This is a genomic window from Klebsiella sp. CTHL.F3a (genome assembly GCF_019890895.1).
Classification (GTDB): domain Bacteria; phylum Pseudomonadota; class Gammaproteobacteria; order Enterobacterales; family Enterobacteriaceae; genus Klebsiella; species Klebsiella grimontii.
This window is the reverse complement of record NZ_CP082360.1, coordinates 1407378-1420055: the sequence shown is the minus strand read 5'-3', so window position 1 is coordinate 1420055 and position 12678 is coordinate 1407378. Positions and strand designations below refer to the sequence as shown.

Annotated in this window: 16 protein-coding genes and 1 other annotated feature; of the genes, 7 read left to right on the top strand and 9 right to left on the bottom strand. The window is 52.5% G+C overall.

Translation table 11 applies throughout. The features are described 5' to 3' along the window. Positions 1-25 precede the first annotated feature (25 nt). From bamD to pheA, 4 genes are all read left to right on the top strand, one after another. Entirely contained in the window at positions 26-763 is a 738-nt protein-coding gene (gene bamD / locus K7H21_RS06845; protein ID WP_004123741.1) for an outer membrane protein assembly factor BamD, read from the top strand. 271 nt (positions 764-1034) lie between these two features. Then, on the top strand, positions 1035-1370 hold the full coding sequence (raiA, locus tag K7H21_RS06840; protein ID WP_004104616.1) for a ribosome-associated translation inhibitor RaiA: 336 nt from the start codon (positions 1035-1037) through the stop codon (positions 1368-1370). 106 nt (positions 1371-1476) lie between these two features. Beyond that, positions 1477-1601 (top strand) — a sequence feature (Phe leader region). Continuing rightward, complete coding sequence (gene pheL / locus K7H21_RS06835; protein ID WP_101706155.1) at positions 1478-1525, top strand: pheA operon leader peptide PheL; 48 nt, start codon at positions 1478-1480, stop codon at positions 1523-1525. Its footprint overlaps the feature before it by 48 nt. Before the next feature lie 30 nt (positions 1602-1631). After that, complete coding sequence (gene pheA, locus K7H21_RS06830) at positions 1632-2792, top strand: bifunctional chorismate mutase/prephenate dehydratase (RefSeq protein WP_004123744.1); 1161 nt, start codon at positions 1632-1634, stop codon at positions 2790-2792. Here pheA and K7H21_RS06825 read toward each other — a convergent pair. The 3 genes from K7H21_RS06825 to aroF form a co-directional block, all read right to left on the bottom strand. Then, on the bottom strand, positions 2789-3661 hold the full coding sequence (locus tag K7H21_RS06825) for an SMP-30/gluconolactonase/LRE family protein (RefSeq protein ID WP_223035666.1): 873 nt from the start codon (positions 3659-3661) through the stop codon (positions 2789-2791). The two genes, pheA and K7H21_RS06825, sit on opposite strands and share 4 nt — an antisense overlap. Positions 3662-3729: 68 nt before the next feature. After that, positions 3730-4851: a bifunctional chorismate mutase/prephenate dehydrogenase gene (gene tyrA / locus K7H21_RS06820; RefSeq protein ID WP_223035665.1), complete on the bottom strand. Its 1122-nt coding sequence runs from the start codon at positions 4849-4851 to the stop codon at positions 3730-3732. Between the two features lie 9 nt (positions 4852-4860). Further along, positions 4861-5931: a 3-deoxy-7-phosphoheptulonate synthase AroF gene (gene aroF, locus K7H21_RS06815; RefSeq protein ID WP_004123753.1), complete on the bottom strand. Its 1071-nt coding sequence runs from the start codon at positions 5929-5931 to the stop codon at positions 4861-4863. A 344-nt stretch (positions 5932-6275) separates the two neighbouring features. Here aroF and K7H21_RS06810 point away from each other — a divergent pair, with 344 nt between their 5' ends. From K7H21_RS06810 to K7H21_RS06800, 3 genes are read left to right on the top strand one after another with little or no spacing between them, the layout of a single operon-like run. Then, entirely contained in the window at positions 6276-6785 is a 510-nt protein-coding gene (locus K7H21_RS06810; protein ID WP_223035664.1) for a regulatory sequestration protein YfiR, read from the top strand. Next, positions 6778-8001 (top strand): diguanylate cyclase DgcN/YfiN, encoded by a 1224-nt coding sequence (gene dgcN, locus K7H21_RS06805; protein ID WP_223035663.1) that lies wholly within the window; start codon positions 6778-6780, stop codon positions 7999-8001. Before K7H21_RS06810 ends, dgcN begins: the two co-directional genes overlap by 8 nt. A gap of 11 nt (positions 8002-8012) precedes the next feature. Next, complete coding sequence (locus tag K7H21_RS06800; RefSeq protein ID WP_004136929.1) at positions 8013-8495, top strand: OmpA family protein; 483 nt, start codon at positions 8013-8015, stop codon at positions 8493-8495. Positions 8496-8500: 5 nt separating this feature from the next. Here K7H21_RS06800 and K7H21_RS06795 read toward each other — a convergent pair whose 3' ends face one another. The 6 genes from K7H21_RS06795 to rpsP all read right to left on the bottom strand — a co-directional run bounded on the left by K7H21_RS06795 (position 8501) and on the right by rpsP (position 12502). Then, the gene (locus tag K7H21_RS06795; RefSeq protein ID WP_223035662.1) at positions 8501-9874 is read right to left on the bottom strand and encodes a PepSY-associated TM helix domain-containing protein; all 1374 of its coding nucleotides are present in this window, start codon (positions 9872-9874) and stop codon (positions 8501-8503) included. Positions 9875-9928: 54 nt separating this feature from the next. After that, positions 9929-10366 (bottom strand): DUF2946 domain-containing protein, encoded by a 438-nt coding sequence (locus K7H21_RS06790; RefSeq protein WP_139529795.1) that lies wholly within the window; start codon positions 10364-10366, stop codon positions 9929-9931. 120 nt (positions 10367-10486) lie between these two features. Then, positions 10487-10834 carry a 50S ribosomal protein L19 gene (gene rplS / locus K7H21_RS06785; protein WP_004104634.1) on the bottom strand — a complete coding sequence of 116 codons (348 nt, stop codon included), beginning with the start codon at positions 10832-10834 and terminating at the stop codon, positions 10487-10489. A 39-nt stretch (positions 10835-10873) separates the two neighbouring features. Further along, positions 10874-11641 carry a tRNA (guanosine(37)-N1)-methyltransferase TrmD gene (gene trmD / locus K7H21_RS06780; protein WP_004104636.1) on the bottom strand — a complete coding sequence of 256 codons (768 nt, stop codon included), beginning with the start codon at positions 11639-11641 and terminating at the stop codon, positions 10874-10876. 45 nt (positions 11642-11686) lie between these two features. After that, on the bottom strand, positions 11687-12235 hold the full coding sequence (gene rimM, locus K7H21_RS06775) for a ribosome maturation factor RimM (RefSeq protein WP_004123774.1): 549 nt from the start codon (positions 12233-12235) through the stop codon (positions 11687-11689). 18 nt (positions 12236-12253) lie between these two features. Next, a complete protein-coding gene (gene rpsP, locus K7H21_RS06770; protein ID WP_004123777.1) occupies positions 12254-12502 on the bottom strand; it encodes a 30S ribosomal protein S16 in 249 nt (82 codons plus the stop codon). Between the last annotated feature and the right edge of the window lie 176 nt (positions 12503-12678).

The window sequence follows — 12678 nt, the reverse complement described above, 5'->3', positions numbered from 1 at the left end:
AACATTTTGAGGAAGTCAAAACGTCATGACGCGCATGAAATACCTGGTGGCAGCAGCCACACTGAGCCTGGCTTTGGTGGGTTGCTCTGGCTCAAAGGAGGAGGTGCCCGATAATCCGCCGAATGAGATCTACGCGACCGCTCAGCAAAAGCTGCAGGACGGTAACTGGAAACAGGCAATAACGCAACTGGAAGCGTTGGATAACCGTTATCCCTTTGGACCTTATTCCCAACAGGTACAGTTGGACCTGATTTATGCGTACTACAAAAACGCCGATCTACCGCTGGCTCAGGCCGCCATCGATCGCTTTGTGCGCCTGAACCCGACTCATCCTAACATTGATTACGTTATTTATATGCGTGGTCTGACAAATATGGCGTTGGATGACAGTGCGCTGCAGGGCTTCTTCGGCGTCGACCGTTCTGACCGCGACCCACAACACGCGCGCGATGCCTTTAACGACTTCTCCAAACTGGTTCGTGGCTATCCCAACAGCCAGTACTCTACTGACGCCTATAAACGTATGGTGTTCCTGAAGGATCGTCTGGCGAAGTACGAGCTGTCGGTTGTGGATTACTACACCGATCGTGGCGCATGGGTTGCGGTAGTTAACCGCGTAGACGGCATGCTGCGTAACTATCCGGATACGCAGGCCACCCGCGATGCGCTGCCGAAGATGGAAAACGCCTACCGTCAGATGCAGATGAACGCGCAGGCTGACAAAGTTGCGAAAATCATTGCAGCCAATAGCAAGAACACCTGATAGCCCTTAGATAAGCAAAACGGCAGCCAGATGGCTGCCGTTTTTTTATTCGTTAAATTGCTTAGCTGAAGCGGTTTAGCGCCGAGTTAACTCATCAAATATGGCTCCCTTTCTTCCTTTCCACAAGCAAAATCTCACCTGTTCCTGTCCTGTCTCACAAAACAGATTTGTTGACAAAAAGTGACAATAAAATGTGATTTAAATCACGCATTTTGACATTGGGCGAGGTATGCTGAGTTCACCAAGACGGGAAAGACAAGAGGTAAAATTTATGACAATGAACATTACCAGTAAACAAATGGAAATTACTCCGGCAATCCGCCAGCACGTCGCAGACCGTCTCGCCAAACTGGATAAATGGCAAACCCACTTAATTAACCCGCACATCATCCTCTCTAAGGAGCCGCAGGGTTTTGTCGCTGACGCCACCATCAATACGCCAAACGGACACCTGGTTGCCAGCGCACGGCACGAAGACATGTATGCCGCAATCAACGAATTGATCAACAAGCTGGAACGGCAGCTCAATAAAGTGCAACACAAAGGGGAAGCCCGCCGCGCCGCGACATCGGTGAAAGAGGCAGGCTTTGTGGAAGAAGAAGAGTAATCCTTAACTTAAGCTTGTGTCATGCCACGCGCCTCCGGGCGCGTTTTTTATTGACAGAGTGAAAACAGTACAGGTACTGTAATCCCCACTAACTCAAGGAATTCATCGTGAAACTGATCCCGTTCTTCTTCGCATTCTTTTTTACCTTCCCCTGAATGGGAGGCAATTCGTCGTGTGATAAAGAATGCGAAGACGAACAACAAGGCCTCCCAAACGGGAGGCCTTTTTTATTGATAATCAATAACAAGAAAGGCAACACATATGACCGAGGAAAACCCATTACTGGCGCTACGCGATAAGATCAGCGCTCTGGATGAGAAGCTGCTGGCGCTGCTGGCAGAGCGCCGCGGCCTGGCCGTAGAGGTAGGAAAAGCCAAGCTGGCCTCGCACCGTCCGGTGCGGGATATCGACCGCGAGCGGGACTTACTGGAACGCTTGATGACGTTGGGGAAAAAACATCATCTCGATGCCCACTACATCACGCGCCTGTTCCAGCTGATCATTGAAGACTCGGTCCTTACCCAACAAACGCTACTGCAGCAGCACCTCAATAAAATCAATCCGCACTCCGCGCGCGTGGCGTTTCTCGGACCGAAAGGTTCATATTCGCATCTTGCGGCCCGCCAGTATGCCGCCCGCCACTTTGAACAGTTTATCGAAAGCGGCTGTGCGAAATTCGCCGATATCTTTGAGCAAGTGGAGACGGGCCAGGCCGACTATGCCGTCGTCCCCATTGAAAATACAAGCTCCGGCGGCATCAATGATGTTTACGATCTTCTGCAGCACACCAGCTTATCCATCGTCGGCGAGCTGACTCTGCCTATCGATCACTGCGTGCTGGTCTCAACATCCACCGACGCGCAACAGATTACGACGGTCTACAGCCATCCACAGCCGTTCCAGCAGTGCAGCCAGTACCTCAGCCGCTATCCGCACTGGAATATTGAATATACCGATAGCACCTCCTCAGCGATGGAAAAAGTCGCTCAGGCTAAATCGCCGACCGTTGCCGCGCTGGGCAGCGAAGCAGGCGGGGCGCTGCACGGTTTGCAGGTACTGGAACATTGTCAGGCTAACCAAACGCAAAATATCACCCGCTTCCTGGTTCTGGCGCGTAAAGCGGTGGAAGTCTCCGATCAGGTCCCCGCGAAAACCACGCTGTTGATGGCCACCGGCCAGCAAGCCGGGGCCCTGGTAGAAGCACTGCTGGTACTGCGAAACCATAACCTGATTATGACCAAGCTGGAGTCGCGTCCCATTCACGGTAATCCGTGGGAAGAGATGTTTTATCTGGATATCCAGGCCAACCTGGAATCACTGCCCATGCGTAAAGCTTTAAAAGAGCTGGCCGAGATAACACGTTCAATGAAGGTGCTGGGCTGTTATGCCAGCGAAAACGTGGTACCGGTCGAGCCGGTTTAACGCTCTATAAACGGCAATTTCTTCATCCCTGCCACGCTAACAGGCAGGGTGAAGATGGCGCCAGAAAGCGGATATTTCGCCACTTCCTCAGCATCCATATTCTCCCGCGTGGTGGTAATGTAGAGCGTCTTCATATCCGCTCCGCCAAAACAGACCATCGTCGGGCAACGCACCGGTAGACGATGCTCCTCCAGCTGCTCGCCCGTCGGCGAGAAGCGCGCAATACGCCAGCCGTCAAACATCGCGCTCCAGTAACAACCTTCGGCATCGATGGCCGCGCCGTCTGGAATCCCCTCTCCCGGCTGAAAGCGCAGGAAGACCTGGCGTTTACCCGCCTCGCCCCGCTCATCGAGAGGTGTTCGATAGATAACAGCATTTGGCGTATCCGAGGTATACATCCAACGCTTGTCTTCGCTAAACGCCAGACCGTTAGCGCCGTGAATATCGCACTGGATAACCTGCGGGGAGAGATCGTTATTGATGCGCACTAAGAGCGCGCCGTTAAAATCTCCCGGTCCCCAGAAAGTCCCGGCATAAAAGCGGCCGTCGCGATCGGTTCCACCATCATTAAAGCGCGCTAATTGCGGATTGCTGGGGTTATCGCAGACTTTTCGCTGTAGAAGACCATGCGCATCAGTGAGCCAGATACCGCTGCGTAAAGCGACGATAAAACCGCCCTTTTCGCGCAGGGCAAAACAGCCGGGCTCCTCGGGAAATTGTAGAACCTGATGTTCACCCGTCTGCACGTCGTAGCGATGAATTTCGCATTCCATAATATCGGCCCAGTACAATGCCTGTTCGGCTTCGCTCCAGGTCGGACATTCCGGTAAATGCCCGGTGTAATCAAACAGCGGTTGTGGTTCAGCCATCGTTTTCATCCCTATAAAAAAAGCCAGCGGGTCACCCCTCTGGCTTTATTGTATACGTGTTTTACGCCTTACTGCCGATTATCATTCGCCTGGCGCAGCAACGTTCGGCTTTCGCTCTGGAAGCGCTGGGCATAGTCACCGAACCAGTGTTCAACCTTACGGAAGCTATCGATGAACGCCTGTTTATCCCCCTGCTCCAGCAGGCCGATAGCTTCACCGAAACGCTGGTAGTATCTCTTAATCAGCGCCAGGTTATTTTCCGAGGACATAATAATGTCAGCGTAGAGCTGCGGATCCTGGGCAAACAGTCGACCAACCATCGCCAGCTCCAGACGATAAATTGGCGACGAGAGCGCTAAAAGTTGCTCAAGACGCACGTTCTCTTCGGCCAGATGCAGACCATAAGCGAAGGTAGCAAAGTGGCGCAACGCCTGAATAAAGGCCATGTTCTGATCGTGTTCGATGGCGCTGATGCGATGCAGCCGAGCGCCCCAGACCTGAATTTGCTCCAGGAACCACTGATACGCCTCAGGCTGGCGGCCATCGCAGTACACCACTACCTGCTTCGCCAGACTGCCGCTATCAGGACCAAACATAGGATGCAGACCCAATACCGGACCTGTATGCGCAGCCAGCATCGCCTGCAGCGGTTCCGCTTTCACCGAAGCCAAATCGACCAGGATGCAGTCCGCCGGCAGCGGAGGCAACTGAGCAATCGTCGCCGCCGTGATATGAATCGGCACGCTGACGATAACCATGCCGGCATCGGCGACAATCTCGTCCGCCCGCGACCAGTCGTCTTTCTCCAGAATACGAATCTGATATCCGGAAAGCGTCAGCATTTTCTCAAACAGACGCCCCATTTGCCCGCCGCCGCCGACAATAACGACCGGACGCAGGTTCGGATAAAGCGTTTTAAAACCTTTATCGTTTTCGCTGGAATAAGACTCACGCATGACGCGACGCAAGACATCTTCGATAAGATCCGGCGGAACCCCAAGCGCAGCTGCCTCCTCACGGCGGGAGGCCAGCATCGCCGACTCGCGCTCAGGGACGTAAATCGGCAGGCCATATTGGCTTTTAACCTCTCCGACTTGCGCTACCAGCTCCAGGCGCTTAGCCAGCAGCTCCAGCAGCGCTTTATCGACTTCATCAATTTGATCGCGTAACGCGGTCAGTTCAGCAACCATATCATCCTCTTACGCCAGACGAGCCGCCAGATGGCCTCGCAGATCCTTATCAAGTTCGCGGAGCAGCGCATCGGTGGTTTCCCAACTAATGCAGGCATCGGTCACCGAGACGCCGTATTTCATATCGCAACGCGGCTGCTCAGAGGATTGATTACCTTCGTGGATATTGCTCTCAATCATCAGACCAATAATGGAACGGTTACCATCTTTGATCTGCGCGACCACGGATTCCGCAACCGCGGGCTGACGGCGGTAGTCTTTATTAGAATTCCCATGGCTGCAATCTACCATCAGAGAAGGTTTCAGTCCCGCCTGAGTCATCTCTTTTTCGCACTTCGCAACATCTTCCGGGCCGTAGTTTGGCGCTTTTCCACCACGCAGAATGACGTGACCGTTCGGATTGCCCTGCGTTTGCAGCAGGCACACCTGCCCGGCCTGGTTGATGCCGACGAAACGGTGCGGCATTGCGGCGGCGCGCATCGCGTTAATGGCGGTGGCAAGGCTACCGTCGGTGCCGTTTTTAAACCCAACCGGCATCGACAGGCCTGAAGCCATTTCGCGGTGAGTCTGGGATTCCGTCGTACGCGCGCCGATAGCGGACCAGCTAAACAGATCGCCGAGGTACTGAGGACTGTTTGGATCCAACGCTTCCGTCGCCAACGGCAGCCCCATATTGACCAGTTCAACCAGCAGACGACGCGCAATCTTCAGGCCGCCTTCCACATCAAACGAACCATCCATATGCGGATCGTTAATCAGCCCTTTCCAACCAACTGTGGTACGGGGTTTTTCAAAATAGACGCGCATGACCAGATAGAGGCTATCGCTGACCTCTGCGGCAAGAGCTTTAAAACGACGAGCGTACTCAATGGCGGTTTCAGGATCGTGAATCGAGCAAGGACCACACACCACCAGCAAGCGCGGATCGCGACCGGCGATGATGTCAGAGATAGTCTGTCGAGAGTGCGCGATCTGCGCTTCCTGCTCAACGCTCAAAGGGAATTCAGTTTTCAACTGATCCGGAGTGATCAAAACCTGTTCATCGGTAATATGTACGTTATTCAGCGCGTCTTTTTGCATGATTGCGATCCTGTATAGCTCGTTTGCGATAGTTATTGCCTCAGCGAGGATGACGTAACGATACCACACAAAGTAAAGATTTCAATCCATATTACGTAAATTTTACTTTACACCAAGAAATTAAATCGCGCTACATTCCATTTTTATTGTACATTATTGTTTACACAAAGCGATTTAACGCCCATGACTCCCCTTTTTAAAGCCATTCTTTTACGAAAAATCCTGGTGAGAATTATCTTAAAGCGGCGAGGCTGGCTAATGACGCTTTTCATCAATAATGCTATTCTTCGCCCGGGTTTCAGCAATCTGCATCCCCCACGCTATGACAACCTGACGGAACCGTAATGACTGTTCTTCACCGTCTCTTTTTGACTTTAGTACTATCACTCGTGGGTATCTCTGCTGCTGCCTCCGGGCCGTCTGAAAATGTTCGGACGATCGTTTCGGGGATCGTGACTTATACACGCTGGCCGCAATTATCAGGTCCTCCAAGGCTATGTATTTTTTCGACATCACGTTATATCCATAGCCTGGCCGAAGAGGCACCGGAAATATTGCCTTACAAACCCGTGATTGTTCGTAATACAGAAGAAGCCTTACAGACGACCTGCGATGGTTTTTATTTTGGCAGTGAATCACCGATCCAACAGTCTGAATTTACGGCCAAATATGGAAACCGGCCCCTATTACTTATTGCGGAACAAAACACCGATTGCTCTATTGGCAGCGCTTTTTGCCTGCTTATAAACAATGAGAGAGTCAGATTTTCCGTAAATCTGGATGTACTGACGCACAGCGGCGTTCGGGTTAATCCCGAGGTGCTGATGCTTGCCCGGAAAACATCACATGAATAAGGATTTTTCTCAGGCCCCGCGCCCCACATTTAAAAGAGCGCTTCGCCGTATCAGCATGATAAGCGTGGTGATCTCTATGACACTGGTCTGGCTGTTACTCTGCGCCGCTTCCATATTCACACTTAAGCAGTACGCACAAAAAAACCTGGAGCTTACCGCCGCTACCATGGGTCGCAGCCTGGAAGCCGCGCTTGTTTTCGGCGATAGCGCAGCGGCTGAAGATACGCTGGCCACGCTGGGAAGACAGGGGCAATTCTCCAAAGCCATTCTGGTCGATGGCCGACAAAAACCCTTCGCCTCATGGCATAACGAACGTCTGGTCAGGCAGGATAAAATCAGCGACATTATCAGCAAATGGTTATTTCCTGAACCCACGGTACAACCTATCTGGCACCAGGGGAAAATCATCGGTGAACTCCGTCTGACCGCGCTGGACCGGCTGATAAGCTATTTTCTTGGCATCTCAATTATTGTGCTCACCGGCAGCATTTTTCTTGCTTCCTGCATCGCTTTGCTCCTGACCCACTCGCTGCACCGCGGCATTGTGGCTGCATTACAGAGCATTACCGAAGTGGTACATGACATTCGCGAAAATCGCCATTTTTCTCGCCGGGTCCCCGAAGAGCGCATTGAAGAATTCCACCTTTTTGCCCAGGACTTTAATAGCCTGTTGGGCGAAATGGAGGACTGGCAGCGACAGCTTCAGGCTAAAAATGCTCAGCTCCTGCGCAGTTCATTGCACGATCCGTTGACCGGTCTGGCTAACAGAGCGGCTTTCCGTAATGTCATTAATGAGCTGATGAGAGACGAAACCGTCCACAGTAGTTCCGCGCTGTTATTTCTTGATGGCGATAACTTCAAGCTTATTAACGATAACTGGGGCCACGCAGCTGGCGATAAAGTGTTAATTGAAGTCGCGAGCCGCCTGATGGCCTTTGTCGGCAAACAGCATCAGGCATGGCGTCTCGGCGGCGATGAATTTGCCATTCTGCTACGCGATGTTCATTCAGAGGCCGAAGTTCAGGCCCTGTGCCGTGCGTTGTCCGAACAGTTTATCCCGCCGTTTAATCTCCACAATGGCCACACCGCCAGTCTGTCACTGAGTATTGGATACGCTTTAACCTGGGAACATGCCTCCGCGGAAAATCTGCAAGAGCTTGCCGATCAAAATATGTATCGGATGAAACACCAGCGCTTGCAGCAAACGCAAAAATAAAAGGAATCACCATGATTGGGAAATATTTTGCACCTGCTTTACTTGCCGCAATTTTTCTTAGCGGCTGCCAGGCCCCGCAAGGAAAATTCTCTGCAGAACAAATTGCAGCAATGAAGTCATACGGCTTTACTGAAACCAACGGCGACTGGTCATTAGGAATATCTGATACCATCTTATTTGATAAAAATGACTACCACCTGCGTGCCGATAGTAAGCAGCAAATCCGCACAATGGCTTCACGGCTGGCCACCACCGGTATTACCCACAGCCGTCTCGAAGGCCATACTGATAATTACGGCGAAGACGGCTACAACGAAATGTTATCGCTTAAGCGCGCCAACAGCGTTGCGGATGCCTGGGCCGAAGGGGCGAATATTCCACGAGCCAATTTGACCACTCGCGGACTTGGGAAAAAGTATCCGATAGCCAGTAACGATACCGCGAAAGGACGCGCTGAAAACCGCCGCGTCACGGTGGTTATCAGCACGCCTTAGACAACCTATTCGACTGGTTTAGCCTCTAACATCGCCGTTGCTGCGCGCCAGCGCAGATAATCAACGGCGAGACATAGCGCGAGGCTGCCCCCCATTAGCGGCAGCGCAACCCCCAACAACAGTGCAATGACGGCAGTCAGCAGACGAGCGGGCCATGCTAATCCAAACCACGCTTGTATCAACGTATTTGCCGGGTTAAACGCCGCGCGCGCCGGGCGGCGGATCCACCACAAGCGATATCCCACTACTATCATCACGCAGAGTGCGGTTCCGAACGCGATAAGCAATAGCTGATTAACAAGGCCGAACAAAATTCCCATATGGAAATCAACACCCCAGCGGGTCAGCTTGGCCATGAGCGGAAAGTCGGGAAAATGCGTACGGTCCACGATCCGCATCGTTGACCCCTCGATCGCGACAGCATCAACCTGTGTTGGCCAGCTTCTGTCGATTTCATTTACCGTCCACGCGCGCCCGGAACCCGACGGCGGTCGAATCTCCAGCTTGCCGGCATCCAGCCCCGCCGCGCGTGCGGCCAGCAGAACCTTGTCAAACTCCTCTACGCGCAGCGGCGATGCTGCCGCCTCGCCCATCATCCTGCTTCCCATATGATGTTCCGCATGCGGATCGTGAACTGCCGGAACGGCGCTTTGCAGCTGCGTATTTACCTGTGGCGTCAGCCAACCAAAGGCGGCGCGCATCTTATCGACGTTACCACCGGCCCATTGTGACCACGTTAAACCGGTCGCAGAGAAGATGAGCATACCGACCAGCAATGCCCATCCGAGAGACACATGCAGGCGGCGGCTATTCTGCATCTTATTGTTAATGCGACGACGCGGGCGGGTCATCGACCACAGCGCGATCCCACCGAGAGCGGCAACCCACATCCAGGACGCAGCAAGCTCGCTGTACAGGCGACCAACACTTCCCAGGAGCAATGAGCGGTGGGCATAATCAATCCACTGACGCAGCGGCAAAATACCGCTGGTACCGTAAACCGGCAGATCTCCTTTTACCCTTAAAGTCACCGGATCGACAAAAATTGCCCGTGTTTCCGACTCGCCAAGGCTCGGGTCAATAAACATCACTCGGGTAGTATCGCCAGCCAGTATCCCCGGACGTACCGCATGCAGGCGCAGGTTTCCCTGAATAGCCTCTGTTGCTACGGTAATTTGCGCGCTGAGCGGCTGTTTTTCTCCACTGAGGGTACCGCGAAGCGCATCCTGATAGAGCCAGCTTTCCAGCTGCGGACTGGCGACATATAGCGTGCCGGTCAGAGCCGCCACAAAAATAAACGGTCCGATAAACAGTCCGATATAGAAATGAAGACGACGCAGCAGGTTCAGCCATGCTGCGCGCGAGGTGCAGGTAGTCATACTTTTCCTTTTTAAAAGCAAAAGAGAACGTTGCGCAGTGCGCAGGTTGTTTTTTTATCTAAGGGGGAAAGCAGACGGAAGAGGCGGCGCTCGGGTAAGGGGATAAAGCCAGGGAAAGTAATGCCAGTGTTTGTTCACCGGTCGGCTAACAGGCACTCGCTGGCGTCGAAGCACCATAGCAAGCAACAACACCAGCGCGAAGATAAAGCCTGGCACGTGAGCTAAGAGCACGCAGTAGCCGCAGGCTTCAGCATGATCGAGCGGCACGCCGTGCGAGCGTTGCGGCGTCGAAGCGTCGGTGTGCATCATCGTCATCTGATGTGATGGCGCATCTTCCGCCATCGTCATCATTGCGTGGTGCATTCCGCTCATCGGATCTTTTTGCAAAGCGACTGAGATCAACGGCGCCACCACGATCAGCGCGATCGCAAACAGCGCCAGCCATGCGGCTCGCCGTTGAGATGCTGATTGATGAAGAATATTGCTGACCACCGCCCCTCCAAATGAGGGCCGTATTGTAAATGATTCACAATAAAATGGTTAAAATAAAGATAAAAAAAGGGCCAGCCCATCAGGCCAGCCCTCTCATTCAGGATGTCGCGAAAGCGAATCTTAGTTAAGACGCTCTTTGATACGAGCAGACTTACCGGTACGCTCACGCAGGTAGTACAGTTTAGCTTTACGTACAGCACCACGACGTTTGACAGAAATGCTGTCAACTACCGGAGAGTGAGTCTGGAAGACACGCTCAACGCCTTCGCCGTTGGAAATTTTACGAACAGTGAATGCAGAGTGCAGACCGCGGTTACGAATAGCGATAACCACGCCCTCGAATGCCTGCAGACGTTTTTTGGAACCTTCAACAACCCATACTTTCACTTCCACGGTATCACCCGGACGGAAGGAAGGTACGTCCTGCTTCATCTGTTCTTGTTCAAGTTGCTTAATAATGTTGCTCATAATTTAATCTCTTATCCTGGGTAAACTGATATTGGGGGCTTACGCCATCCCATCATGTTTATGCTGCTGTTGCGCGAGCTCTTTTTTGAACTCCGCCAGCAACCTTGCTTGCTCTTCAGTCAGAGCCAGGTTTTCCAAAAGTTCAGGTCTTCTAAGCCAGGTTCGGCCCAGCGACTGCTTCAGACGCCAGCGACGTATCTCAGCGTGGTTTCCCGACAGCAATACTGGCGGTACTTCCATACCTTCTAACACTTCAGGGCGCGTATAGTGCGGGCAATCCAGCAATCCTTCAGCAAAAGAGTCCTCGATTGCTGAAGCTTCATGACCCAGAACCCCCGGAATAAACCGGGAAACGGAATCAATCAGCGTCATTGCCGGTAGCTCGCCACCGCTGAGAACATAATCGCCGATTGACCATTCTTCATCAATCTCGGTCTGAATTACGCGCTCATCTACGCCTTCGTAACGACCGCACACCAAAATCAGCTTCTGATTGGTTGCCAGTTCGCTGACGCCCGCTTGATCAAGCTTGCGTCCCTGAGGTGAAAGATAAATCACCTTTGCGCCTTCACCTGCCGCGGCTTTTGCTGCATGAATGGCATCCCGTAAAGGTTGTACCATCATTAACATCCCCGGTCCGCCGCCGTAAGGACGATCGTCCACGGTACGGTGCCGGTCATGAGCGAAATCACGAGGACTCCAGCTCTGGATGCTCAGCAGGCCATTTTTTACTGCCCGGCCAGTTACCCCGTAATCGGTAATTGCGCGGAACATTTCAGGAAACAGGCTAACGATACCTATAAACACAAGCCAATCCCCATAGTGCCGTTTTTTACCGTTTATCCGGAGAATTTAAAAACCAGGATCCCAATCTACTTCGATAGTACGAGTAGCGAGATCGACTTTCTTGATAACCTGCCCATCGAGGAACGGAACCAACCGCTCCTTGATACCAAATGCATCTTTCAGGTTTGCCTTGATGACGAGAACGTCATTAGATCCAGTTTCCATCATATCGATGACTTTACCGAGACCATAACCTTCAGTGGTCACTACCTGGCAGCCCATCAGGTCTTTCCAGTAATAGTCACCCTCTTCAAGCGCAGGCAGCTGCGATGAATCCACGACAATTTCGCAATTAGTCAAAAGATTCGCTGCATCGCGATCGTCAATGCCTTTCAGCTTAATGACGATATCCTGATTGTGGTGGCGCCAGCTTTCCAGCTCAACAACCTGCCACTGACCCGCCTTCTGGATAAACCAGGGCTGATAGTCAAAAATGCTTTCGGCGTCTTCGGTGGAGGAAAACACTCTGAGCCAACCACGGATACCGTAGGAAGAACCCATCTTGCCCAATACAATCGGTTCAACAGGTGCTTGTGCGGTGTGTTGCTTGCTCATCATGACCACCGTGACAGATTAAGCTGCTTTGTTAGCGGCTTTGATCAGCGCAGCTACGCGATCGGAAACAGTAGCGCCCAGGCCAACCCAGTGAGCGATACGATCCAGATCCAGACGAGTTCCTTCTTCGGTCGCAGAAGCGATCGGGTTGAAGAAACCAACGCGCTCGATGAAGCGACCGTTGCGTGCATTACGGCTGTCGGTAACAACAACCTGGTAGAACGGACGCTTTTTCGCGCCGTGACGTGCTAAACGAATAGTAACCATAACATCCTCTTGTGTGAATAAAACACCGGGCCCCATCGAGGAACGGAGCCCGGTGTCATATTAAAAGCCCGAAAATTTTACTGATTTCTGGGGAAATTGCAATCAGCAGTTATAAACTCTGCCGTGGAAGGCCCCCTAAATGGGGTAACTGAGCCAGAGCGCGCCAACAATGGGTA

Coding starts and splice junctions, on each gene's coding strand:
- raiA (WP_004104616.1), top strand. CDS start 1,035: ATGACAATGAACATTACCAGTAAACAAATGGAAATTACTCCGGCAATC.
- pheA (WP_004123744.1), top strand. CDS start 1,632: ATGACCGAGGAAAACCCATTACTGGCGCTACGCGATAAGATCAGCGCT.
- K7H21_RS06800 (WP_004136929.1), top strand. CDS start 8,013: ATGATTGGGAAATATTTTGCACCTGCTTTACTTGCCGCAATTTTTCTT.
- bamD (WP_004123741.1), top strand. CDS start 26: ATGACGCGCATGAAATACCTGGTGGCAGCAGCCACACTGAGCCTGGCT.
- tyrA (WP_223035665.1), bottom strand. CDS start 4,851: ATGGTTGCTGAACTGACCGCGTTACGCGATCAAATTGATGAAGTCGAT.
- rplS (WP_004104634.1), bottom strand. CDS start 10,834: ATGAGCAACATTATTAAGCAACTTGAACAAGAACAGATGAAGCAGGAC.
- dgcN (WP_223035663.1), top strand. CDS start 6,778: ATGAATAAGGATTTTTCTCAGGCCCCGCGCCCCACATTTAAAAGAGCG.
- K7H21_RS06810 (WP_223035664.1), top strand. CDS start 6,276: ATGACTGTTCTTCACCGTCTCTTTTTGACTTTAGTACTATCACTCGTG.
- rpsP (WP_004123777.1), bottom strand. CDS start 12,502: ATGGTTACTATTCGTTTAGCACGTCACGGCGCGAAAAAGCGTCCGTTC.
- aroF (WP_004123753.1), bottom strand. CDS start 5,931: ATGCAAAAAGACGCGCTGAATAACGTACATATTACCGATGAACAGGTT.
- K7H21_RS06825 (WP_223035666.1), bottom strand. CDS start 3,661: ATGGCTGAACCACAACCGCTGTTTGATTACACCGGGCATTTACCGGAA.
- rimM (WP_004123774.1), bottom strand. CDS start 12,235: ATGAGCAAGCAACACACCGCACAAGCACCTGTTGAACCGATTGTATTG.
- K7H21_RS06795 (WP_223035662.1), bottom strand. CDS start 9,874: ATGACTACCTGCACCTCGCGCGCAGCATGGCTGAACCTGCTGCGTCGT.